At 75.7% G+C, this 22,002-nt stretch carries 19 protein-coding genes and 1 pseudogene; 11 read left to right on the top strand and 9 right to left on the bottom strand.

The window, feature by feature from the left end; all coding sequences use genetic code 11:
• Positions 1-31 precede the first annotated feature (31 nt).
• Complete coding sequence (locus tag ACH4B3_RS09900; RefSeq protein ID WP_398462235.1) at positions 32-1,108, bottom strand: glutamate--cysteine ligase; 1,077 nt, start codon at positions 1,106-1,108, stop codon at positions 32-34.
• A gap of 321 nt (positions 1,109-1,429) precedes the next feature.
• On the opposite strand from ACH4B3_RS09900, the gene ACH4B3_RS09905 reads away from it, so the two are divergent.
• From ACH4B3_RS09905 to ACH4B3_RS09930, 6 genes are all read left to right on the top strand, one after another.
• A complete protein-coding gene (locus ACH4B3_RS09905; protein ID WP_398462236.1) occupies positions 1,430-1,801 on the top strand; it encodes a DUF6781 family protein in 372 nt (123 codons plus the stop codon).
• On the top strand, positions 1,798-2,064 hold the full coding sequence (locus ACH4B3_RS09910) for a DUF4235 domain-containing protein (RefSeq protein ID WP_398462237.1): 267 nt from the start codon (positions 1,798-1,800) through the stop codon (positions 2,062-2,064). Before ACH4B3_RS09905 ends, ACH4B3_RS09910 begins: the two co-directional genes overlap by 4 nt.
• A 439-nt stretch (positions 2,065-2,503) precedes the next feature.
• Positions 2,504-2,662 (top strand): hypothetical protein, encoded by a 159-nt coding sequence (locus ACH4B3_RS09915; protein ID WP_398462238.1) that lies wholly within the window; start codon positions 2,504-2,506, stop codon positions 2,660-2,662.
• A gap of 41 nt (positions 2,663-2,703) precedes the next feature.
• Entirely contained in the window at positions 2,704-3,000 is a 297-nt protein-coding gene (locus tag ACH4B3_RS09920; protein WP_398462239.1) for a twin-arginine translocation signal domain-containing protein, read from the top strand.
• A 248-nt stretch (positions 3,001-3,248) separates the two neighbouring features.
• Positions 3,249-4,694, top strand: a complete 1,446-nt coding sequence (locus tag ACH4B3_RS09925) for a glyceraldehyde-3-phosphate dehydrogenase (RefSeq protein WP_398462240.1) — start codon at positions 3,249-3,251, stop codon at positions 4,692-4,694.
• A gap of 306 nt (positions 4,695-5,000) precedes the next feature.
• Complete coding sequence (locus ACH4B3_RS09930; RefSeq protein WP_398462241.1) at positions 5,001-6,440, top strand: serine/threonine-protein kinase; 1,440 nt, start codon at positions 5,001-5,003, stop codon at positions 6,438-6,440.
• Positions 6,441-6,572: 132 nt separating this feature from the next.
• On the opposite strand, the gene ACH4B3_RS09935 is transcribed toward ACH4B3_RS09930, so the two are convergent.
• Together ACH4B3_RS09935 and ACH4B3_RS09940 are read right to left on the bottom strand one after the other, a co-directional pair.
• Positions 6,573-7,304, bottom strand: a complete 732-nt coding sequence (locus ACH4B3_RS09935; protein WP_398462242.1) for a hypothetical protein — start codon at positions 7,302-7,304, stop codon at positions 6,573-6,575.
• Positions 7,305-7,920: 616 nt separating this feature from the next.
• Entirely contained in the window at positions 7,921-8,718 is a 798-nt protein-coding gene (locus ACH4B3_RS09940) for a VOC family protein (protein WP_398462243.1), read from the bottom strand.
• Between the two features lie 322 nt (positions 8,719-9,040).
• Here ACH4B3_RS09940 and ACH4B3_RS09945 point away from each other — a divergent pair, with 322 nt between their 5' ends.
• Positions 9,041-10,096 carry an LLM class flavin-dependent oxidoreductase gene (locus ACH4B3_RS09945; protein ID WP_398462244.1) on the top strand — a complete coding sequence of 352 codons (1,056 nt, stop codon included), beginning with the start codon at positions 9,041-9,043 and terminating at the stop codon, positions 10,094-10,096.
• A gap of 414 nt (positions 10,097-10,510) precedes the next feature.
• On the opposite strand, the gene ACH4B3_RS09950 is transcribed toward ACH4B3_RS09945, so the two are convergent.
• Both ACH4B3_RS09950 and ACH4B3_RS09955 read right to left on the bottom strand, forming a co-directional pair.
• Complete coding sequence (locus ACH4B3_RS09950; protein WP_398462245.1) at positions 10,511-12,034, bottom strand: aldehyde dehydrogenase family protein; 1,524 nt, start codon at positions 12,032-12,034, stop codon at positions 10,511-10,513.
• A gap of 496 nt (positions 12,035-12,530) precedes the next feature.
• A pseudogene (locus ACH4B3_RS09955) lies at positions 12,531-13,802 on the bottom strand (GAF domain-containing protein); the annotation flags it as partial.
• A gap of 521 nt (positions 13,803-14,323) precedes the next feature.
• Between ACH4B3_RS09955 and ACH4B3_RS09960 the strand changes: the two are divergent.
• The gene (locus ACH4B3_RS09960; RefSeq protein ID WP_398462246.1) at positions 14,324-15,049 is read left to right on the top strand and encodes a hypothetical protein; all 726 of its coding nucleotides are present in this window, start codon (positions 14,324-14,326) and stop codon (positions 15,047-15,049) included.
• A gap of 133 nt (positions 15,050-15,182) precedes the next feature.
• Here ACH4B3_RS09960 and ACH4B3_RS09965 read toward each other — a convergent pair whose 3' ends face one another.
• The gene (locus ACH4B3_RS09965; protein ID WP_398462247.1) at positions 15,183-15,359 is read right to left on the bottom strand and encodes a zf-HC2 domain-containing protein; all 177 of its coding nucleotides are present in this window, start codon (positions 15,357-15,359) and stop codon (positions 15,183-15,185) included.
• Positions 15,360-15,408: 49 nt separating this feature from the next.
• Here ACH4B3_RS09965 and ACH4B3_RS09970 point away from each other — a divergent pair, with 49 nt between their 5' ends.
• The gene (locus ACH4B3_RS09970; RefSeq protein WP_398462248.1) at positions 15,409-16,059 is read left to right on the top strand and encodes a sigma-70 family RNA polymerase sigma factor; all 651 of its coding nucleotides are present in this window, start codon (positions 15,409-15,411) and stop codon (positions 16,057-16,059) included.
• Between the two features lie 101 nt (positions 16,060-16,160).
• Here the strand turns inward: ACH4B3_RS09970 and ACH4B3_RS09975 are convergent, their stop codons facing one another.
• Genes ACH4B3_RS09975 through ACH4B3_RS09985 form a run of 3 tightly spaced genes read right to left on the bottom strand, consistent with a single transcriptional unit; the run spans position 16,161 to position 19,248 of the window.
• The gene (locus tag ACH4B3_RS09975) at positions 16,161-16,634 is read right to left on the bottom strand and encodes a copper chaperone PCu(A)C (protein WP_398462249.1); all 474 of its coding nucleotides are present in this window, start codon (positions 16,632-16,634) and stop codon (positions 16,161-16,163) included.
• The gene (locus tag ACH4B3_RS09980; protein WP_398462345.1) at positions 16,634-18,988 is read right to left on the bottom strand and encodes a heavy metal translocating P-type ATPase; all 2,355 of its coding nucleotides are present in this window, start codon (positions 18,986-18,988) and stop codon (positions 16,634-16,636) included. Before ACH4B3_RS09980 ends, ACH4B3_RS09975 begins: the two co-directional genes overlap by 1 nt.
• Positions 18,989-19,041: 53 nt before the next feature.
• On the bottom strand, positions 19,042-19,248 hold the full coding sequence (locus ACH4B3_RS09985; protein ID WP_398462250.1) for a hypothetical protein: 207 nt from the start codon (positions 19,246-19,248) through the stop codon (positions 19,042-19,044).
• A gap of 324 nt (positions 19,249-19,572) precedes the next feature.
• Between ACH4B3_RS09985 and ACH4B3_RS09990 the strand changes: the two genes are divergently transcribed.
• Together ACH4B3_RS09990 and ACH4B3_RS09995 are read left to right on the top strand one after the other, a co-directional pair.
• The gene (locus tag ACH4B3_RS09990; protein WP_398462251.1) at positions 19,573-20,820 is read left to right on the top strand and encodes a cytochrome P450; all 1,248 of its coding nucleotides are present in this window, start codon (positions 19,573-19,575) and stop codon (positions 20,818-20,820) included.
• A complete protein-coding gene (locus ACH4B3_RS09995; protein WP_398462252.1) occupies positions 20,813-21,904 on the top strand; it encodes an L-tyrosine/L-tryptophan isonitrile synthase family protein in 1,092 nt (363 codons plus the stop codon). Before ACH4B3_RS09990 ends, ACH4B3_RS09995 begins: the two co-directional genes overlap by 8 nt.
• The last annotated feature ends 98 nt before the right edge of the window (positions 21,905-22,002 follow it).

Raw genomic sequence — 22,002 nt, forward strand, 5'->3', positions numbered from 1 at the left:
CGCGCCGGCCGGTTGCCCGGCGGCCCTGCCGTCAGACCGCCGTCCGCGCCACCGCGTCCGCGACCACGGCCCGGGGGTCGCCCGTCCGGGCGAAGGTCTCGCGCTGCCGCCGGGCCCCGTTGCCCCGGGACAGCACCTCCCCGAGGCGGTCCCGGACCAGCGCCAGGTCACCGGTCTCCGCGAGCGCGTCCGCGGTGTGGTCCAGCAGCGCCTCGAGCACGGTTTCGGCCGGGGCAGGCCGCCAGGTCCGCGGATGCACCAGATCACCGGTGAGCCCCGAACGGCCGGCGCGCCACGCGGCCAGCCGCAGTTCCCCGACGCCGATCTCCTGTGGCGGCTCCCCGGCCCGCGCGCCGCGGGCCGCCGTCTCCACCAGGCCGCGCACCAGCGCCGCCACGAGCACCGTGTCGTCGGCCTCCAGACACACGTCGGCCACCCGCACCTCCACGGTCGGATAGTGGTGGGAGAGCCGCGCGTCGAAATAGATCATGCCCTTGTCCAGCAGCGCGCCGGTGGCGAGCATCGCCCGTACCTGCCGGTGGTACCGCTCCGCGGAGCCGAAGACCTCCACCGGGCCGGCCGACGGCCAGCGGCTCCAGACCCGGCTGCGGTAGCTGCTGTAGCCGCTGTCCCGCCCCTGCCAGAACGGGGAATTCGCACTCAGCGCGAGAAGTGGGGGCAGCCAGGGACGGATCCGGTCGATGACCGCCACGCCCTCCTCGTCCGACCCGACCTCGACGTGGATGTGGCAGCCGCAGGTCAGCTGCTCCTGGGTGGTGAGGCCGAACTCCTTCGCGAGCCAGCGGTAGCGTTCGCCCGTGCCGATGGTGGGGTCCACCGCCAGCGGTGAGGTGGCCAGTGCCGCCACCCGCGCCCCGACCTCCCCGGCCCGTTCCGCGGCCGCCCGCCGCCACCGCCGGATCTCGCCTGCCAGCTCCGCCATCGCGGTGTGCGGCTCGGTGGCGAACTCCAGTTGTTCGCGGTGGAGCTCCGCCTCGAAGGCGCCGTCCCGGTCGGCGGCCGCCAGGATGGCTCCGGACACCGCCTGCGGTTCCCCCGTCTCCGGGTGTACCAGCAGCAGTTCTTCCTCCACGCCCACGCTTCGCATCCGCCCCGCAACCTCTCTGCCCGGTGTATGAGTTCCCGGTTGCCCACCGTGCCGCGGCTCACGCGGATTCCGGCCCGGCAAACCACCGCCGGCCGGTCACGCCCCCGTCCGGGCCGGGGCATGACCGGGCGGGGCCGGGGTAGTCGGGCCGGGCCGGGTTCCCCGGGCCCGACCCGGCGGAACGGCCGCGGCGCCCGGCAGGCCCGCCCCGGGGCCGGGGCGGGGCCGCGTCGCCGCACCGCCCACCACCCCGGCGGTGGGCGGCACCGGAATCCCCGCCGCCCGGACCGGGTCGGCACCAGACCGAGGAGAGCGAGAGCGATGACCAGGACACCCCAGGACGACGGGGACACGCCCACCCCCGCGGAGCTGCGCGAGCAGGCCGCGGCCACCCGCGAGCAGCTGGAGGGGACGGTGGAACCGGCCACCGCGGACGCCAAGGACCGGGTCAGGGAGAAGGCCGCCCAGGTCGGTGACCGGCTGAAGGAGACGGCCGCGCAGACCGGCGACCAGGTCCGGCAGACAGCGGCGCAGATGGTGCGGCAGGCCCAGGAGAAGGCGCCGGAGCCGGTGGTGGAGGGCGCGGAGAAGGCCGCCTCGGCGGTACGCCGCGGTCGCGGGCCGCTGCTGGTCGCGGGGGTCGTCGGACTGGTCGTCCTGGTCGCGGTGGGCCGTGCGAGGAGGAACGGGTGAACGCTGCCGGAGTCGCGTACCGGCCGGTGGGGCTGCTGCTGGGGGCCGCGGGCGGCATGGTGGCGGGCGCACTGTTCCGGCAGACCTGGAAGCTGCTCGGCGGCCAGGGGGACGCACCGGACCCGCTGGACGAGGACCGCCGGTGGTCGGAGGTGCTGCTCACCTCGGCGCTCCAGGGAGCGATCTTCGCGGTGGTCAAGGCCACCGTCGACCGCGGCGGCGCGGTGGCGGTCCGGCGCCTCACCGGCGTCCGCCCCGGCTGACCCCCGCCGCCGGGCACGGGCCGGGCCGGGGCCGGCGGGATGCGCCCCGAGGGGCCGCACACCGAAGGGTGTGCGGCCCCTCGGCATGTTCGGGCCCCCGGGTGCGCCCCGCGCGGCACCGCTCCGGCCGGACGGGCCGGAGCGGGCCGGTCCTCTGCGGCCGCAGCGGATGCCGAGGGGGACGAAAAGCGACCGAAAAGCAGACGAAAAAACAGAGGAAAAAGGGGGAAGTGCGGGGTTGGAAAGCGGGGGAGCGGTCACAAGCAGTTCAGTGAACGACTGTTCCGTGACTGCTCGCCGGAGCGGAGCCGCCGGAGTCGCCGAGGCCTCCGAGGCCCGTGGGTCCCGAGACCTTCACGGTGACGGCAGCAGCCGGAGCGACCGACGCGTCCGGGTCCCGACCGGCGCGTCCGCAACGACCACACGAGAGGTGTGTCCCATGGTGTTCCTCCTCGTCGCCCTGCTCCTGATGGGCGTCGTGCTGGGGACCGTCGCGCACGTCCCGGTCCCCGTCACGCTGGTCGGCGCGGCCCTGATCGCCGCCTGGCTGGCCGTCTTCACGCTGCGGGAACGGCACGCGCGCCGACGGGCCCGCTGACCCCTGCCGCTCGCCGTCAGCCGATCCGTAAGGAGCCGATCGTGACCCTCACCAAGCCGCGTACCGAACACGCGCCCGCCGGGACCTCGCGGCGCCGCTTCCTCCGGGAGGCGGACGGCATGGCCGTCGCCGCGTTCGTCTTCGGTCTCGTCGGGTTGCTGGTCTTCAACATCTTCTTCGGCCCGCTGGCCGTCGTGCTCGCGCTCATCGCGCTGTGGCGCGGCACCGAGCGCCCGGGCCGGGCCTGGGCCGGTCTCGGCCTGGGCATCGCCGACCTTCTCGTCCTCGGTCTCGTCATGGCCGCGGACAACGGGGCCGCCTGGAGTGTCGGCGGCTGACCGCCGGGCCCGGCGACCGCGGACCGGTTCCGCCCCGGAGCCGGAAGGAAAGCGCCGGTCAGGGGCGGTTCGCCGGCAACCGCAGCCGGTGCGGCAGGAGCGCCGCGGCACCGCTGCCGCGGTCCGTTCCCCGTGCCCGGTCCGGCCCGGGCGGCCGCTCGCCGGACCGCGTGTAGGCACCACCGCTTGAATGATGAAAGGAGCGGGGGGTTAGCATGTGAGCGCCCCCTAGCTCGAAAGATAAATCTGTGACTGTCAATGAGGACTCGTTCACAAGCTGGAAGCACCGCGAGGAGATCGCGGAGGCGATGATCCCGATCATCGGGAAGCTGCACCGTGAGCGGGACGTCACCGTCCTGCTGCACAGCCGCTCCCTGGTGAACAAGTCGGTGGTCAGCATCCTCAAGACCCACCGGTTCGCCCGGCAGATCGCCGGTGAGGAGCTGTCGGTCACCGAGACGATGCCCTTCCTGCAGGCCCTGACCACTCTCGACCTCGGGCCTTCGCAGATCGACCTCGGCATGCTGGCCGCCACGTACCGGTCCGACGACCGCGGCCTGACGGTGGAGGCGTTCACCGCCGAGGCCGTCGCCGGTGCCACCGGTGCCAACAAGATCGAGTGCCGTGAGCCGCGGGACACCGTGCTCTACGGCTTCGGCCGCATCGGCCGCCTGGTCGCCCGGCTGCTCATCGAGAAGTCCGGCTCCGGCAACGGGCTGCGGCTGCGCGCCATCGTGGTCCGCCGGGGTGGCGACCAGGACCTCGTCAAGCGCGCCTCGCTGCTGCGCCGGGACTCCATCCACGGCCAGTTCCAGGGCACGATCACCGTCGACGAGGCGAACAGCACGATCACCGCCAACGGCAACGAGATCAAGGTGATCTACGCCAACGACCCGTCGGAGATCGACTACACGGCGTACGGCATCAAGAACGCCATCCTCATCGACAACACGGGCAAGTGGCGCGACCGGGAGGGCCTGTCGCAGCACCTGCGCCCCGGTATCGACAAGGTCGTGCTGACCGCGCCGGGCAAGGGCGACGTCCCCAACATCGTGCACGGCGTCAACCACGACACCATCAAGCCGGACGAGCAGATCCTGTCCTGCGCCTCCTGCACCACCAACGCCATCGTCCCGCCGCTGAAGGCGATGGACGACGAGTACGGCGTGCTGCGCGGTCACGTGGAGACCGTCCACTCGTTCACCAACGACCAGAACCTGCTGGACAACTACCACAAGGCCGACCGTCGCGGCCGGTCCGCGCCGCTCAACATGGTGATCACCGAGACCGGTGCCGCGTCCGCCGTCGCCAAGGCGCTGCCGGACCTCAAGGCCCCGATCACCGGCAGCTCGATCCGCGTCCCCGTGCCGGACGTCTCGATCGCGATCCTGAGCCTGCGCCTGGGCCGCGAGACCACCCGCGAGGAGGTCCTCGACTACCTCCGCGACGTCTCGCTGCACTCTCCGCTGAAGCGCCAGATCGACTTCACCACGGCCCCCGACGCCGTCTCGATGGACTTCGTCGGCTCGCGCCACGCGTCGATCGTCGACGCCGGCGCCACCAAGGTCGACGGTGACAACGCGATCCTCTACCTGTGGTACGACAACGAGTTCGGCTACTCCTGCCAGGTCATCCGGGTCGTCCAGCACGTCTCCGGGGTGGAGTACCCGACCTACCCGGCCCCGGTGGCCTGACCACGGCGCAGCGTCCGTTCGGACAGCCCGGTGGAGGGGCGGGGCGACCGGTGCCGCACGGCACCCGGCCGCCCCGCCCCGGCCGGCCGCTCCCGCCCACGGTGACGAAGGGGCCCGACCGCCCGGCGGTCGGGCCCCTTCCGCGTTCCCGGGCGGGGCGCCCCCGAGGATCGGCCGCCGGCCGGCGCGCGGCTGCGCGGTGGCGCGGACCGACCGCGCAACGGCCGTACGCCCCGCCGAGTCGAAGATCGCCAGGATGCGAACACCGCTCCGACAACGGCCGCGCCGAGTACTAGGGTGTCCGCCGTGACAGCAGTGAACGGGGCACTGGTCGGGGGCCGTTATCAGCTGATGGAGCTGATCGGCCGGGGCGGCATGGGGCAGGTCTGGCGCGGCCGGGACACGGCCCTGGAACGGGACGTGGCGGTGAAGCAGGTACTGCTCCCGCAGAGTCTCGGCGAAGCCGAACGCGACCATCTGCTGCAGCGCGTGGCGCGTGAGGCGCGCGCCGCGGCGCGGCTCAACCACCCCGGCATCATCACCGTGCACGACGTGGTCGAACACGAGGGCGCGCCGGTCATCGTGATGGAACTCGCCACCGGCGAGTCGCTGGCCGCCCTGATCGCCCGGGACGGCGCGCTGCCGGCCGGCCGGGTCGCCGGGATCGGCCTGGCGATGCTGAAAGCGCTCGAACAGGCCCACGCGGCCGGCATCGTCCACCGCGACCTCAAGCCGGACAACGTCCTGCTGATGGACGACCGGGTCATCATCACCGACTTCGGCATCGCGCACATGGCGGACGCGACCACGGCGCTCACCCGTACCGGCGGGGTCATCGGCACCCCCGCCTACATGGCCCCGGAACAGCTGGAGGGCAGGCCCCCGACCCCCGCCAACGACCTGTGGTCGCTGGGCGCGACGCTGTACTGCGCGGTCGAGGGCGAGGCGGCGTTCCACGGCGACACCTTCGGCGCGCTGGTCGTCGCCGTCGCCACCAAGGAGCCGCGCCCCGCGGTGCGGGCCGGCTCCCTGACGCCGCTGCTCACCGCACTGCTGACGAAGGACCCGGCCCGGCGCGCCACCGCCGGGCAGACCCGCGCGGCCCTGGAGGAGCTGGCGCGTACCGGGGCCGCCGGGCCGGTCGCGGTCCCGGGCCCGGCGGCGCCGACCCCGACGGAGGTGGTGGGCCCGCCGACGGAGGCCGCCGCCGGGCCGGGCGGCGCGTGGTTTCCGCCGAGGCCGCCCCTTCCGCCGTCCGCGCCGCCGGCCGGTGCCCCCGTCCCGCCGGGGCCGGCCGCCGCACTCCACGGGTGGCCGACGGCCGGCATACCGGCCCCGGGCGGGACCGGCGCGCGAACGTCCGTCGGGCCCTTCGCGGCGATGACGCTGCGGTTCATCGGGTGCCTGGCGCTGCTGTGGGGCGTCGGCGTGATGCTGCCGTGGAACTACCTGGACCAGGTGGACCAGGAGTTCGTCCCGGTCGTACTGCTGATCACGGGTGTGCTCGCGCTGCTCAACGCGGTGCCGCTGCCCCTCCGGCACCCCGGGGCGGCCTGGCTGGCCTTCGTCGGCCTCGACCTGGCGCTGTACTTCATCACCAGGGAAACCGTGCTGCCCCGGCTGCAGAACGGGTCCACCGCCACCGGATTCGGGGAGGCGCCGGCCGAGATGGCCGGCAACATGCTGCTCCTGGCCACCGGCGCCTGGGCCCTGTGGTGGCTGTTCCCGGGGCGCCGCCGCGCGTGAAACGGCGCTGCCGTGCGTGAAGCAGGCGCCGCCGTGCCTGACGGGTCGCGGCCCGGCCGGGGTGCCGGGGCGGCGGGCCCGCCCCGGCCGGTGCGTGGGCCGTGCCGATGCGCGCGCCCGGGCGGCCGCCGGTCAGGCCGGTGAGCCCCAAGCGGTGGTGAGTCCCTCCAGCCACGCGGGCGGCAGCTCCGCGACGTCCCACCTCTCCCACAGCGCCGCGGGTGCGTTGGCGAGCCGTTCCAGTACGGCGACGCTGGTGGGGGAGTGGACCAGGGAGTAGCGGCCGTGGATCGCGATGCTGCTGCCCGGGCCGTACTCCGCGTACAGCCGCTCCAGTCGCTCCCGGTCGGCCGCGGCGAACTCCGCCAGCCGCCCCGGGTATCCGGCCCGCTGTCTGGAGTCCATGGTGCCGAGGACCGCGGTGAGCACCTGCTCGGACACCTCGGGGTCGAGATCGGAAAGGGTGGTGAACGACAGGTAGAGCGGCACCACGGCCACCTTCGCCCGCTCCACCTGCATCTTCCGGACGGGAGCCCGGGTGCCCGGAGCCGGCGCCCGCGGATCGGAGGCGACGGCCTGCCGCAGCGCCCGAGCGGCGAGGTCGCCGAGTTCGTCGCCGACCGCCTGGGTGCCGTCCAGCCAGCCGGCCTCGTAGAGCTCACCCTTCTCCGCCGGCGCGCTCCGCCCGACCTCGGTGAGCTGCTCGTGAGCGAGGGCGAGGGCACCGGCCTCGACGAGCCCGATCAGCTCCTCCGCGTCGCCGGCGAAGACCCCCGCCCGGCCCAGGAGCTGCAGGAGCGTCTGCTTGGCGTTGAGGACGCTGACCGCGTCCAGCTGCTGCCGTCCTTCTTCGGCGGCGTCCATGGGGTCGTCCTCCTCCTCGCAAGGGTGCGGCGCGCGTACCCGGAGCGCTCCGTCCAAGGGGTACAACGCCCGGTGGTCGTGCTGCGCTCCCTCCGGGCGGGACCCGCGTCCCCGGACACCGGTCCGGACGCGCGGGGACCCGACGACGTCGCCCCGGACCAGACATACCGCAAAGCGCGCCACGGCGAGTAACCGTGTCGCGGTCCCCGGCACCACGGGGCCCGTGCCGCCGCGGCGCCGCCGGCCCGTCCCGGGCGGCGCCGCGGGCCCCGGCGGCGGGGGCGGGCAGACGGCAGCGGGGGAGAGCAGACGGCTGCGGGTGCGGGCAGACGGCAGCGGGCGGGCGAGGACGCACCGGTGCCGGTGCCGGTGCGGTGCCCATGCCGGTGCCGGCTCCGGAGACGGCGGAGGCCGAGGCGGCGGGGCTCGGTGTGCCGGTCCCGGTGCGCCGGGCCGGGGCCCGCCCGGCGGCAGTGGCCGGCGGAGCCGACGAGACGGCGCCCGGCCCGCGGAGGAGCGGGCCGGGCGCCGTTCGTGAGGGCCTCCGGAACAAGCCGAGCCTCTTCGGGGAGCCCGCCGGGCAGGTCGACCGGCCGTCGGCTCCGCCCGCCGGGGCTCAGCTGGGGGCCGGGGTGAGCACCACGAAGTCCGCGTTCGACGGGTCGAGGCAGACGGCCAGCCGGCCCACGCCCTCGGCGTCCTCCGGTCCCATCTGCACGCTGCCGCCGTTCCCGGTGACCTTGGCGACCGTGCCGTCGCAGTCGGTGACGTTGAAGACCGGGTGCCAGTACGGCCGCCCATCCGCCAGGGCGAGGTTCTCCGCGGGGAGTTCCATGAGGCCGCCGTGCATCCGCTCCTCGGGAAGCCCGGCGGGGGTGATGAGGGAGTAGGTGCCTCCGCCGCCGGGCAGCTCCGTGTCGCTGAACTGCCAGCCGAAGACGCCGCCGTAGAACTCCTTCGCCGCCGCGGCGTCGCTGGTGTACAGCTCGGTCCAGGACAGCGAGCCCGGCTGGTCCACCAGCTCGACGCCCTTGTTCGTCCCCGGCTGCCAGACGGCGAACTGGCCCCCCAGCGGGTCGCTGTACTGGGCCATCCGGCCCCATTCGTCGAGGTCCATCGGCGCCACCCGCACGGTGCCGCCCGCGCGCTCCACGGCCTGGGTCGTCGCGTCCGCGTCGGAGACGCTGTAGTAGATCATCCACGCCGGGCGTGCGCCCTCCTCGGTGAGCTTGCCGAGCCCGGCGACCATCTTGCCGTCCTTGCGGAACATGCCGCCTTCCATGTCCTCCCCCTCGCCCATGGACTCGTAGTCCCATCCGAGCACGGCGCCGTAGAAGCTCGCGGCGGCGCGGACGTCCGGAGCGCCGAGGTCGAGCCAGCAAGGGGAACCGGGGGCGAAGTCCGAGGTGATCATGGTGATGATTCCCTTCCGCGGGTCCTGTCTGACCCCAGCGTGACACCGGGCGGTGCCGCCCGCCCGCCGGCCGCCACCCGTGGCTGCCCGGCCCGGCCGGACGATCCCCCTCCTGACGGGGCGGCCACCGCCGTCCCGTGGCGCCGCGGTCGCGGCACCGGCGGGGTGGGCCGGGAACGCCGGGCTGGAAGCCGTCCTTCCCCGTGCGGGCCGCCGCGAGCCGTCCCGGTGGTTCCGCCGATGGTGTCACGGCCATGGGCTTCGGCCCGGGGGCCTGCCAGCATGGGCAGGCTCGATCCGGTCCCCGTACGGTGGAGGTCTGATGCGTGCAGGCGTCGTGGTCGCCGCGCACCCCGGCGTGGAGGACCTCGCCGTGCGGGCCGAGGAGCTGGGCCTGCGCAGCTTCTGGGTCAACGACAGCCCGATGGTCCACGGTGACCCCTTCGTCGCGTTGAGCCTGTGTGCCAAGGCCACCCGTCGCATCCGGCTCGGTATCGGCGTGACCTCACCGGCGTTGCGCTCGGCCCCGGCCGCGGCGAGCGGGTTCGCCAGCCTCAACGCCCTGGCACCGGGCCGGATCATCTGCGGGGTCGGCACCGGGAACACCGCTCGGCGCACGCTGGGCATGCGGCCGGCCACGGCGGCCGCGCTGGAGGGCTTCACCGCGGCACTGCAGGATCTGTGTGCCGGGCGCTCGACCGAGTACCGCGAAGGAGACCGGGTCCGCGACATCCGGTTCCTGCACGCCGGGGCGCACGTGAACACCACCGATCCGATCGAGTTCGTCGTGGCCGCGCTGCACGGACCCGAAGCCGCCGCCGTCGCCGGCCGCCGCGGCGCCGGCCTCATCTCCTTCGGCCTGCTCGACCCCAGCTCCTGGCGCACGCTGCACGACGCCCGCAGTCAGGCCGCCCACGGCACGCTCCGCGACCCCGACTCCCACCCGGGCTCCTATGTGGTCACCGCGCTCCACCTGCTGCGCGGTGACGAGGACCGCGACAGCGACGCGGCCCGGGACACGACAGGTCACCTCGTGATGTCGCTGCTGGACTTCGCCGCCGACACACCGGACTTCGCCGCACGACTCGGCCCCGACCAGCGCGAGGCGGTGCGACGACTCCTCCACCGGCGTGGCACCACCGCTACCGCGCCGGACCGGTACACCAGGCTCTACCCCAACTACCTCGGACGCATCGCACCGCAGGACCGGGACCTGATCCTGCCCTCGCTGATGAACAGCGTGGCCCTCGTCGGCACCCGCGACGACCTCCGCACCCGCGTCACCGCCCTGGAGCAGGCAGGCGTCGACGAGCTCCTCATCCAGCCGGTGGTGGACCCGCCCGCCGAGATGGCCCGACTCGTCGAACTCCTCGCCTGACCGCCCGCCTGCGGGGGACGGCTCCAGCCGGCCCCGCCGGACGGGTGCGGTCGCCCGTGCCGGGGCCGCCTCGTGCCGGTCATCGGCCCTCACGCATCGGTCCGGTCCGGACCGTCACGCAGGGGCCGGTCGACGACGTCGACGGCTCCGCGCCGGTGTCAAGGGCCGCCCCGGCCTCCGGCGGCAGGACAGCCACGAGTTTCCCGGTGACCGCCGAGCCTTGAGCACTCCGTGATCACGGCGGCTCGTGCCTGCTCTCCGTCCGTGGACACCTGCCGACCGATGGTGATCTGCCCGGCGTACGTGCCGTGGCCGACGCCGGTCCGGACGCCCGGGCCACGGGTGCGCCCGGCAGGGGGCGCCCGGCGGGCGAGAACCCAGGCCAGGCGCCCCCTTTGGGTGGCCCTGGAAGAACTAGAAGAAGCCGAGCTTCTTCGGGGAGTAGGACACCAGCAGGTTCTTCGTCTGCTGGTAGTGGTCCAGCATCACCTTGTGGTTCTCGCGGCCGATCCCGGACTGCTTGTAGCCGCCGAACGCCGCGTGGGCGGGGTAGGCGTGGTAGCAGTTGGTCCACACCCGGCCCGCCTGGATGGCGCGGCCCGCGCGGTAGGCGGTGGTGCCGTTGCGGGTCCACACCCCGGCGCCCAGCCCGTAGAGCGTGTCGTTGGCGATCTCGATGGCGTCGTCGAAGTCCTCGAAGGGGGTCACGGCCACCACCGGGCCGAAGATCTCCTCCTGGAACACCCGCATCCCGTTCTCGCCCTCCAGGACGGTGGGCTGCACGTAGTAGCCGCCCGCCAGGTCGCCGTCGAGTTCGGCGCGCCCGCCGCCGGTGAGCACCTGCGCGCCCTCCTGCCGGCCGATGTCCAGGTAGGACAGGATCTTCTCCAACTGGTCGTTGGACGCCTGGGCGCCGACCATGGTCGTGGTGTCCAGCGGGTGGCCCTGCACGATCCGCTCGGTGCGGGCGACCGCCGCGTCCATGAAGTCCCGGTAGTGGCCGCCCTGGACCAGCGCCCGGGACGGGCAGGTGCACACCTCGCCCTGGTTGAAGGCGAACATGGTGAAGCCTTCCAGCGCCTTGTCCAGGAAGTCGTCGTCGGCCGAGGACACGTCGTCGAAGAAGATGTTGGGGCTCTTCCCGCCCAGCTCCAGCGTCACCGGCTTCAGGTTCTCGCTGGCGTACTGCATGATCAGCCGGCCGGTGGTGGTCTCCCCGGTGAACGCGATCTTCGCCACCCGGGGGCTCGACGCCAGCGGTTTGCCGGCCTCCACTCCGAAGCCGTTGACGATGTTGAGTACCCCCGGCGGCAGCAGGTCGGCGACGAGGTCCAGCCACACGTGGATCGAGGCCGGGGTCTGCTCGGCGGGCTTGAGCACCACGGCGTTGCCGGCCGCCAGCGCCGGTGCCAGCTTCCAGGCGGCCATCAGGATGGGGAAGTTCCACGGGATGATCTGGGCGACCACGCCCAGCGGCTCGTGGAAGTGGTACGCGACGGTGTCCTCGTCGATCTCGGAGAGGCCGCCCTCCTGGGCCCGCAGCGCGCCCGCGAAGTAGCGGAAGTGGTCGATGGCGAGCGGGATGTCGGCCGCCAGCGTCTCCCGGACCGGCTTGCCGTTCTCCCAGGACTCGGCGACCGCGAGTGCTTCGAGGTTGGCCTCCATCCGGTCGGCGATCCGGTTGAGCACGTTGGCGCGCTCGTGGGGCGCGGTCCGGCCCCACGCGGGCGCGGCGGCGTGGGCCGCGTCCAGGGCCCGCTCCACGTCCTCGGCGGTGCCCCGGGCGATCTCGGTGAACGGCCGGCCGGTGACCGGGGACGGGTTCTCGAAGTAGCCGCCCTGCTTCGGCGGCACGTACGTCCCGCCGATCCAGTGGTCGTAACGCGGCCGGTAACTGACGACCGAACCCTCGCTGTTGGGCTCTGCGTACCGGGTCATGCGGCCTCCCATGCTCGTCGATGCGCGTCCGCACCGCCGCCCGCCGTCGGCGCGGGCGTACGGCGGCGAGGCGAGGCTAGTGACGGGCACGTTGCGCGGACGTTGCCTCCCCGCCGCGGCCGGGGGCGGTTCCGCCCGGGCCGGCGGGGAACGCGGCGCGGACGGCGGGCCGCCCGGCGGGTCCGCCGCCGCCCGGGCCGCCGCCTGGTCCACCGCCGCCGCCCGGGCCGGGGCGGGCCGGGCCCGGCCCGCACGTCCCCGTGGCCCCGCAAGCCCCGGTGGCCCCGTACGTCTCCGGGGCCCCGCACGTCCCGGTGGCCCCGCACGTTCCGGTGGTTCTGCAAGCCCCGGTGGTCCTGCACGTCCCCGTGGCCCCGCATGCTCCGGTGGTCCCGCCCGTCCCTGTGACCCCGTGGGCCCCGGTGGGCCCGCACGTCTCGGTGGGCCCGTAGGCACCCGTGGCTCCGCACGTCCCGGCGGGGCAGCGGGTCCCGCCCGGGGGGCCGTCCAGGCCGTACGCGGCGCGGAGTCGCTCGGCGCGGTGCGCCAGCGACGGCCCGCCCGGCGTGTCGCCGGGGGAGACCGCGAGCAGCGCCTCGCACACCTCCAGGTCGTGCTCACCCCAGGGCGAGTCCACCCAGAGCCGGAGCAGGCCGCCGTCCCGGCAGGTCAGTACCGCGCGCCGCAGCCCGTCCTCCAGCGTCCGCCGGAGCCGCCGTACGCCGGGCGCCTCGGACAGCGGCAGCAGCGGGCCGCGGTAGGCACGTACCGCGGTGTGCACGTTCCCGGCGGCCAGTTCGTCGGCCACCGCCTGCGCGTCGGCCAGCACCGGGGCGCACAGCCGGTACGGGCGCGAGGCGAGCAGCGGGCCCACCAGCCGCCGCAGCCGGGAGAGTTCCGCGCGCAGGGTGACCGGGGACCGCAGGTCGGCCCGCTCGCCGTACAGCTCGGTCGCCAGCCGGTCCCCGGTGAGCCCCTCGGGGTGCGCGGCGAGCAGCACCATGATCTCGCTGTGCCGGCGGCCCAGCCGCAGCCGTCGCCCCTCGGTGACCAGCAGTGCCTCGTCCCGGCCCAGGGCGGTCAGCACGGTCCGCGGACCGGCGGCGGGCGGGGCGGCGGTGGTCAGCTGGGCTTCGGCGGCCCGGGCGGTCGCCCGGACCAGGGCCAGGCTGTGCGGGCCGGCCAGGTGGTCGCCGCCGGTGAGGTCCACCGCGCCCAGCAGCCGCCCGGTGAGCGGGTCGTGGACCGGTGCCGCGGCGCAGCTCCAGGGCTGCACCCGGCGGTTGTAGTGCTCGGTGGTGAAGATCTGCACGGCGTGCCCGACGGTGAGCGAGGTGCCCGGGGCGTTGGTCCCGGCGTGGCGCTCGTCCCAGCGGGCCCCGGCCACGAAGTTCATCCGCTCGGCCCGGCGCCGCAGTCCGGTGTGCCCCTCCACCCACAGCAGCCGGCCCTGCTCGTCGCAGACGGTGAGCAGGTGCGCGCCGTCCTGGGCGATGCTGCCCAGGAGTTCGCGGACCAGTGGCATCACCCCGGCCAGCGGGTGCCCGTCGCGGTACTCCTCCAGTTCGGTACCGGCCAGATCGATGGGCACCGCGGACTCCAGGGGGACCCGGGCGTGTGCCGAACGGCGCCAGGACTCGGCGACCACCGGACGGACGGCGGGGCCCACCGAGCCGTCCCGCAGGAACGCCTCGTGGGCGCGGCGCACGGCGCGGGAACGCTCGGCGGGCTCGGTGCCCGGTGCCATCGCCAGCCAGGGATTGACCACACGGCCTCGCTTCGTAGGTCGGACTGCTCGCTGCGGGGGCGGACCGCCGGGCGCGCCGGCGCGGGGCGTGGCCGGTTCCGCACCCGGGTGCGGAACGCGCCCCCGGCCGGGCCGGCGCGGGGCCGTGCGAGCGGCCGCGGACCACCACCGAACCCCACACCGCCCCCTCCGCCCCGCCATCCGGCCGCCCGCGGCCCCGGCGGGCCCCACCGGCGTCCGGGCCCGGCGCCGGCGCCCGCGGGCGTGCCGCGCGCGGAAACCGCCCCTGCGCCGTCCACATTCCCGTGCCCGGCGGACGGCCCGCAACCGTGGGAACAAGCCCAATGCGGCCTGTTCGGATCACCGTGGCCCGGCCGCCCGGCACTCCTCCACCGGACCGATGGCCCACGCCTCACCGTGCGTCGACCGACAAGCCGTCAGGTCCGGTGCGGCGGACGCCCGGCGGGCCCGGGATGCGAATTCGGGCGTCTTGCGCCCCCCGGCGTCGGCGACCGCGGCCCGGGTGCAACCATGAGGACGTCATGGAGACGCGGCACACCGGGCAGGTACTGCGGGCGCTGCGGGCCGCGGTGTTCGCAGCGGTCTGCGTGCTGCCCGCGACGCTGGGCCATGCGCTGATGTCCGGGACGGCCGTCCCCTGGTGGACCGTCGCCGCGGCGTTCGGCGTCACCGGCGGGGCCGCCTGGGCACTGGCCGGGCGCGAACGCGGCCCGCTGCTGGTCACCGCCGCCACGGTGGGCGCGCAGCTGGTGCTCCACAACGTCTTCTCGCTGGCACAGCGGGCCGCGACCGGACCCGTCGTCGCCCGCCCGGCGCCGGTGGGCGGCGCCCCCGGCACGCACTGCGGGTCCTTCGTCCACCCGGACGTGCCCCCGGGCGGCGGGCACCATCACCACCACGGCGGCACGCCGGACGCCGGGGCGGCGGCCGAACTGCCGGGCACCCTGCCGGGGATGGACGCTATGCACCACGGCCACGGCGGCCTCGGCATGTGGTCGGTGCACGTGGTGGTGGCGCTGCTGTGCGGGATCTGGCTGTCCGGCGGGGAACACGCGGTGCACCGTCTCGGCCGCACCCTGGCCGTCCGGCTCTTCGCGCCGCTGACCCTCCTGTTCCGGGTGCGCCCGGTGGGTGCCGGGGCGCCCCGGGTGCGCGTCGTCCGGCACCACGCGGAGCGGCGGCCGCGCCGGCTGCTGCTGGTCCACGCGATCGTCACCAGGGGCCCGCCACGGGCGGCAGCCGTCTGACCACGGCTGCCCGACCCAGGCCATCGATGACGTCACCGGAGCGCCGCGGCGCGGCCTCCGGATCCAGGAAGGACCGCAGGCGATGACCCCTGCCCGCACCCTGGCCGTGCCACCACGCCGGCCGGCCTCCGTCTCACCGCCCCCGCAGCCGGTCGGTGAGGCGGCGCAGTTCCCGTGCCCGTTCGTCCCAGGCGCGGCAGTCGGCGCACTCCCGCAGATGCGCGTCGAGGACGCCGTCCGGAACGTCCGGCGGCGGAGCCTCCCCGTCGATCCGAGCGGAGATCGCGGTACGGAATTCAGAGCAGTCCACGCTCCTATGGTCGCCCCTCGAACGGTTGTCGCTTCAACCGGAGGTGCCGGTGCCTGACCGTGACGACGAGACGCTGACCGCCTGGGCGCTGGCCGCCGGCGCCGGCGACACCGAGGCGGTGGACCACTTCATCCGGGCCACCCGCACCGATGTGTGGCGGTACGTCTCCCGGCTGAGTGCCGATCCGCAGGCGGCCGACGATCTGGTCCAGGAGACCTATCTGCGGGCGCTGCGCGGCCTCCCGCGCTTCGAGGGCCGGTCCTCGGCGCGCACCTGGCTGCTGTCCATCGCCCGCCGCGTGGTGGTGGACCGGCTGCGCCGCAACGCCGCCCGGCCCCGGCTGTCGGACACCGACGACTGGCAGGCGGTGGCCGAGCGCACGCAGTACCGCGCGCTGCCGGACCTCGGTTTCGACGAGGGCGTGGCGCTCTCCCAGCTGCTGGCCGCGCTGCCCTGCGCGCGGCGGGAGGCGTTCGTGCTGACCCAGCTGCTGGACCTGCCGTACGCCGAGGCCGCGCTGGTCATGGGGTGCCCGGTGGGCACCGTCCGGTCCCGGGTCGCCCGGGCCCGGGAGGCGCTGATCGAACAGCTCGCCACGGCCGAACGCGACGCGGCGGGGCCGCCGCCCGCCGGGTGGACCTCCGGTCCGGAGCCCGGGGAACGGGTCCCGGCGCTCGCCGGGGTCCGCCCGGCGGGCTGAGCACCGACGGCCCCCGCCGGCCCCGTCCGGGGCCGGCGGGGGCCGTCCTCACCCGGCCGCCGCCGGCGCGGGCCGGGCCCGGCCGGGCGGGACCGGGGCGCTCACAGATCCCCGGCCCGGACCACGAGCGCGTCGACCCGCACCCGGCCGCTGTCCCGGAACCGCAGCACGAACGGCACCCGGTCGCCCACCCGCACCGCCGGCGGATCGTCGATCATCACGTCCACGCCCGCCGTCGACATGCGCAGCGTCGCGCCGGCCGGCAGGGAGACCGACGGCACCATGCGCATGGTGCCCGCGCCGTCGCGCACCTCCACCCGGCTGAGCATGGTGCGGCCGGTGTCGGGCGAGGTCACCTCCAGCAGTACGTCGTCCGCGCCACCCCGGTTGCGGACGTCGAAGAAGGCGGCCGTGGTGTCCGGGTTGGCGGGCAGCAGCACCCGGGCCCGGGTGACCACCGGATCGGCGGGGCTGCCGGCCGCGCCGGACGCGGTCCACAGGACGAGCCCGGCCAGGGTGAGCGCACCCGCGGCGACGGGCACGAGGGCGGCTCGGGCCGCGGTCAGGTCGGGCATCATCGCTCCCACGGGGATCCGGCCCGCGCCCGCGGCCGCCGGCCGCGGGGCGCCAGGCCCTTGGAGGGGGAAGGCCGCCAGTGGCGCAGCCGCAGGCTGTTGACCACCACCACGACCGAACTCACCGACATCGCGGCGGCGGCCACCATCGGATTGAGCCAGCCGACCGCCGCCAGCGGCACGGTCACCAGGTTGTAGCCGAACGCCCAGACCAGGTTGGCGCGGACCGTGCCCAGGGTGCGGCGGGCCAGCCGCACCGCGTCGGCCACCGCCGCCATGTCCTCCCGGACCAGGGTCACGTCGGCCGCGCCGATGGCCGCGTCGGTGCCCCCGCCCATCGCGATGCCGAGGTCCGCCCCGGCCAGCGCGGCGGCGTCGTTGACCCCGTCGCCGATGACCGCGACCCGGTGACCGCGCGCCCGCAGCGCCGCCACGAGTTCCGCCTTGCCCTCCGGCCCGGTCCGCGCGTGCACCTCGGTGATGCCCAGCCGCTCCGCGACGAAGTGCGCCGCCGCCGGGTTGTCGCCGGTGGCGAGCACCGGCCGCACACCGAGCCGCCGCAGGTGGTCCACCGCGCGGTAGCTCCCGGAGCGGAGCGTGTCGCCGAGCGCGAAGACCGCCTCGGCCCGGCCGTCCACCCACAGCACGACGGCCGTCCGCCCGGCCGCCTCGGCCTCCCGTACCGCCCCGGCCAGCTCCCGCGGCAGCGCGTCCCCGGCAGGGTCGTCCGCCGTCCGCCGGGCGGCCGCGGCGGCGCCGGTGGCCGCCGGGCCGGCGGGCCCGCCCGGGGCTGCCCCGCCGTCCGGGGCGGCCACGTCGGGGGCGGCCGCGTCCGGGCGGGTCATCCGCACCCGGTGGCCGGCCACCCGGCCGCTGACGCCGAGGCCCGCGGTCGCCAGGAAGTCCTGTACCGGCGGCAGCGCCGCCTGGTCGCCGGCCGCCCGCGCGTGGGCGGTCACCGCGCGCCCCACCGGGTGCTCCGAGCCCTGTTCCACCGCCCCCGCCAGCCGCACCGCCGCCGCCCGGGGGAGCCCGTCCGGACGCACCGTCACCGTGTGCACGTCCATCACCCCGTGGGTCAGCGTCCCGGTCTTGTCGAGCACCACGGTGTCCACCCGGCGCAGCCCTTCCAGCGCCCGCGGTCCGCGGACCAGGATGCCGAGCTGGGCACCGCGGCCGGTGGCGGCCAGCAGCGCGGTCGGGGTGGCCAGGCCGAGCGCGCAGGGGCAGGCCACCACCAGCACCGCCACCGCCGTGGTGACCGCGGCCTGCGGGTCGGCGCCGGCGCCCAGCCAGAAGCCGAGCACGGTGACCGCCACCGCGAGCACGGCCGGCACGAACACCCCGGCCACCGTGTCGGCCAGCCGCTGCACCCGCGCCTTGCCCGCCTGGGCCTCCGTCACCAGCCGGGTGATCCGCGCCAGCCGGGTGTCGGCGCCCACCGCGACGGCCCGGACCTCCAGCAGTCCGCCGGAGTTCACCGCGCCGCCCACCACCGCGGACCCCGGGCCCACCTCCACGGGCGCGCTCTCGCCGGTCACCAGCGACAGGTCCAGCGCGGAACCGCCCTCGGTGACCACGCCGTCGGTGGCCGCCCGCTCACCGGGCCGCACCACGAAACGGTCACCGACCCGCAGCAGCTCCACCGGGATCCGGCGCTCGGTGCCGTCGGCGTCCCGCACCACCACGTCCTTGACGGCGAGCGAGGCGAGCGCCCGCAGCGCGGAACCGGTGCCGTGCCGGGCGCGCGCCTCCAGCATCCGCCCCAGCAGCACGAACAGCGGCACCCCGACCGCCGCCTCCAGATACACATGGGCGACGCCGCCGGACGCCGACGGCAGCAGGGTGAACGGCATCGTCATGCCCGGCTCGCCCGCCCCGCCGAGGAACAGCGCGTACGCGGACCAGCCGAACGAGGCCACCACCCCCAGCGAGACCAGGGTGTCCATCGTCGCCGCCCCGTGCCGGAGGCCGCGCAGCGCCCGCCGGTGGAACGGCCACGCCCCCCACACCGCCACCGGCGCGGCCAGCCCGAAGCACAGCCACTGCCAGGTGCGGAACTGCAGTGCCGGGACCATCGACAGCACCAGCACCGGGACCGAGAGCACCGCGGTGACCAGCAGCCGGACCGCGCCGGCCGCCGCGGACCCGGCGTCCTCCGGCGGGGCGGGGTCCGCCGCGGGCGGCGCGGCGGTGAACCCCGCGGCCTCCACCACGGCCACCAGGTCGCCGACCCCGACGTGCGCGGGATGGTTCACCCGGGCGCGACCGGTGGCCAGGTTGACGGTGGCGCTCACGCCGTCCAGCCGGCCGAGCCGCTTCTCCACCCGCCCCACGCACGCCGCGCAGGTCATGCCGCCCACCAGCAGCTCGGTGGTGACCACCCGCTCCGCGGCGGTGGGGGCGCTCACCGGCTCCCGCCCATGCCGTGCATCCCGCCCATGCCGCCGCCCCCGGACCCGCTCCCGGGCCCGTCGCCACCGCCCGTGCGGTGCAGCCCGGGGGCCACCGGCCCGGCGGCCGCGCCCACGGCGAAGGCCACGCCGAACATCGCGGCGAGCAGCAGGAGGAATCCCGTCAGGACGACGGCCGGACTGTGCTGACGTGGGGTCATCACCGCTCCAGAACTCTCGGCGGGGAAGCAGGGAGCGGTCATCGTGACACGGCCGGGGCCCTCTTCCCCGGCCCCGGGAACCCGTCCGGCACGTGAGGATTCTCCCGTCCGCGCCCGGGAACCCGCGGGCCTCCGCAACCGACTTCCTGGTGTTCCCGCGGCACCTCCCCGGAGCGCCGCCGCCGCGCCCGCCCCGGCCGCGCCGCCCCCCGGAACCGGGGGGAACCGCCGCTCCGGCGCCGACGGCCCCGGGGGCGGGGGGAACTCGCCCCCGGCGCGCCGCGACTTCTTGTGCGCCACCCCGAGCACCGAGGAGACCGCAGCATGACCCTGCCCGATCCCATCCCGTTGTGCGGCCGCGCCTACAAGCGTGATCCGTACCCCCTGTACGAGCGGCTGCGCGCCGCCGGACCCATCCACCGGGTGCGCTTCCCGAGCGGCGTCGACGCCTGGCTGGTCACCGGATACCGGGCCGCCGCGCAGGCGCTGGGCGACCCCAGGCTCGGCAAGAACCACGAGCGGGGCAACGACCGCTGGCGGGCCCGCGCCTCGATCATGCCCGAACCCCAGCACTCCCGGCTTCAGGTGCACCTGCTGCACCAGGACCCGCCCCGGCACACCACGATGCGCCGTCTGGTCACCGACGCCTTCGCGCCGCGCCGGATAACGGCGCTGCGCCCGCGCTTCCAACGGATCGCGGACACGCTGGTGGACGCCCTGCCGGCCGCCGGGGACGCCGACCCGGTGGACCTGGTGCGCTGCTTCGCCGCCCGCTTCCCGTTCCGGGTGCTCGCCGAGGTCATCGGGCTCCCGCCGCGGCTCGCCGCCGGCTTCCGCCGCGAGTGGGGCAAGGTCGTGCAGCCGGTCGGGCCCGAGGACCCGGGCCGGGCCGCCTACGAGGCGCTGCTGCACGGCCTGCAGGGCTACATCGCCGAGGTGGTCGCCGCGAAGGGGACCGAGCCCGCGGACGACCTGCTGAGCCGGCTGGTCGCCTCCTGCGCGGCGGGTGAACTGACCCCGGAGGAACGCGACTCCATGGTCTTCCAACTGCTGGTCGCCGGGCAGGAACCGGTCACCAACCAGATCACCACCGCACTGCTCGCCCTGTTCCGCGCGCCGGAGGCACTGGCCCGGCTGCGGGCCGAACCGGAGGTGCTGCCGCGGGCGGTCGAGGAACTGCTGCGCCACGACTCCGCCTTCGAGCTCACCACCTGGCGCTTCCTCGCCGAGGACGCGGACCTGCTCGGTACCCGGGTACCGGCCGGTGACTCGGTGATCGTCTCGCTGTGCGCGGCCAACCGCGACCCGGAACGTTTCGCCGACCCCGGCACCCTGGACCTGGACCGGCCCGCCAACCACCACCTCGCCTTCGGCCACGGCGTCCACTTCTGCCCCGGCGCGGCGCTCGCCCGGATCGAACTCCAGATCGCCATCGGGACGCTGGTCCGCCGGTTGCCCGGGCTGCGGCTGGCGGTACCCGCCGAGGAGATCGAGTGGATCCCCGCCGTCCTGGCGCGCGGCACCGACCGGCTGCCGGTCCACTACACGGAAACGGTGCGCGCCCGTGACTGACGCCATGGCCTCCCCGGCCGCTCCGCCCGCCGCCCGCCCGGCCCGGCCCGCCCCGGACGCGCCCGGGCCCCGCGCCGCGACCGGGGACCGGAACCGCACCGGCACCGAGGCCCGGCGGATCAGCGCCCAGGTGCTGGAACTGCTGCTGCCGCACCGCCGGGCGGCGGAGCCCGGCCCCCTTCCCGGCAGACCCGGCGCCGCCGGGGCGGCCGGCCCCGGCGGTGCCCCGGGCTCCACGCCGCCGGACCCGGAGGACCCGGGCGCCTTCGGCGAACAGCTCGACCAGGTCGGCCGGTTCGTCCGCGCCGGCGAGCCGATCGTCCTCACCCTGCCGGGCTTCCCCTGCAAGTCCCCCAACCCCGCCAAGGTGCTCGGGCACCTCCCCGACGAGGGGGAGCGGCTCTCCCTCACCTTCCTGGACCGGCTCTGCGCCCGGATCGGGGAAATTCACCGCCCCGGCGCCACCCTGGTGATCTGTTCCGACGGCCACGTCTTCGGCGACCTCATCCGGGTGCCCGACGCGCACATCGACGCCTACGCCGACGAACTGCGGGCGATGATCGCCCGGGAGGGCCTGACCCACCTGCGGACCTTCGACCTGCGGGACGCCTACGGCGATCTGGGGCACGACGACAAGCGGGCGCTCGTGCAGGCCGAGTACGCGCCCGCCGCCGACGCGCTGCGCGCCGAGGTCCGCACCGACGAGGACACCCTGCGGCTGTACCGGGGCATCACCCGCTTCCTGGTCGAGGACACCCCCGGGTACGCAGGCACCCGCTCCGCCCTGCAGCGCGAGTGCCGCTCCCGGGCCTACGGCGTCATCGCGCGCAGCCGCGCCTGGGGGGAGCTGATCGCCGCGCACCGGCCGCACTCGGTCCGCCTCTCCATCCACCCGCAGCGGCGCGGCTCGGCGAAGTTCGGCATCCGGTTGCTGGACGCCGAGGACGTCTGGGTCACCCCCTGGCACTCCGCGGTGCTGCGCCGGGCCGACGGCGGCAGCCGACTGATGCGGCGGGCCGAGGCCGAGCGGCTGGGGCGGCTGGTGCTGCGCGACGGCCGCCCCAGCCACTTCCAGGCGCGGTAGCGGCCGGCGGGCCCGGCGCCCGCCGGCCGGTCCCCCCGGCACGCCGGACGGCCCGCCCCCCCCGGGCCGTCCGGCCGCCCCCGGCCCGGGTCCCGACC

Origin of the sequence: Streptomyces sp. NPDC018031 (assembly GCF_044327625.1) — a bacterium.
Lineage (GTDB): Bacteria > Actinomycetota > Actinomycetes > Streptomycetales > Streptomycetaceae > Streptomyces.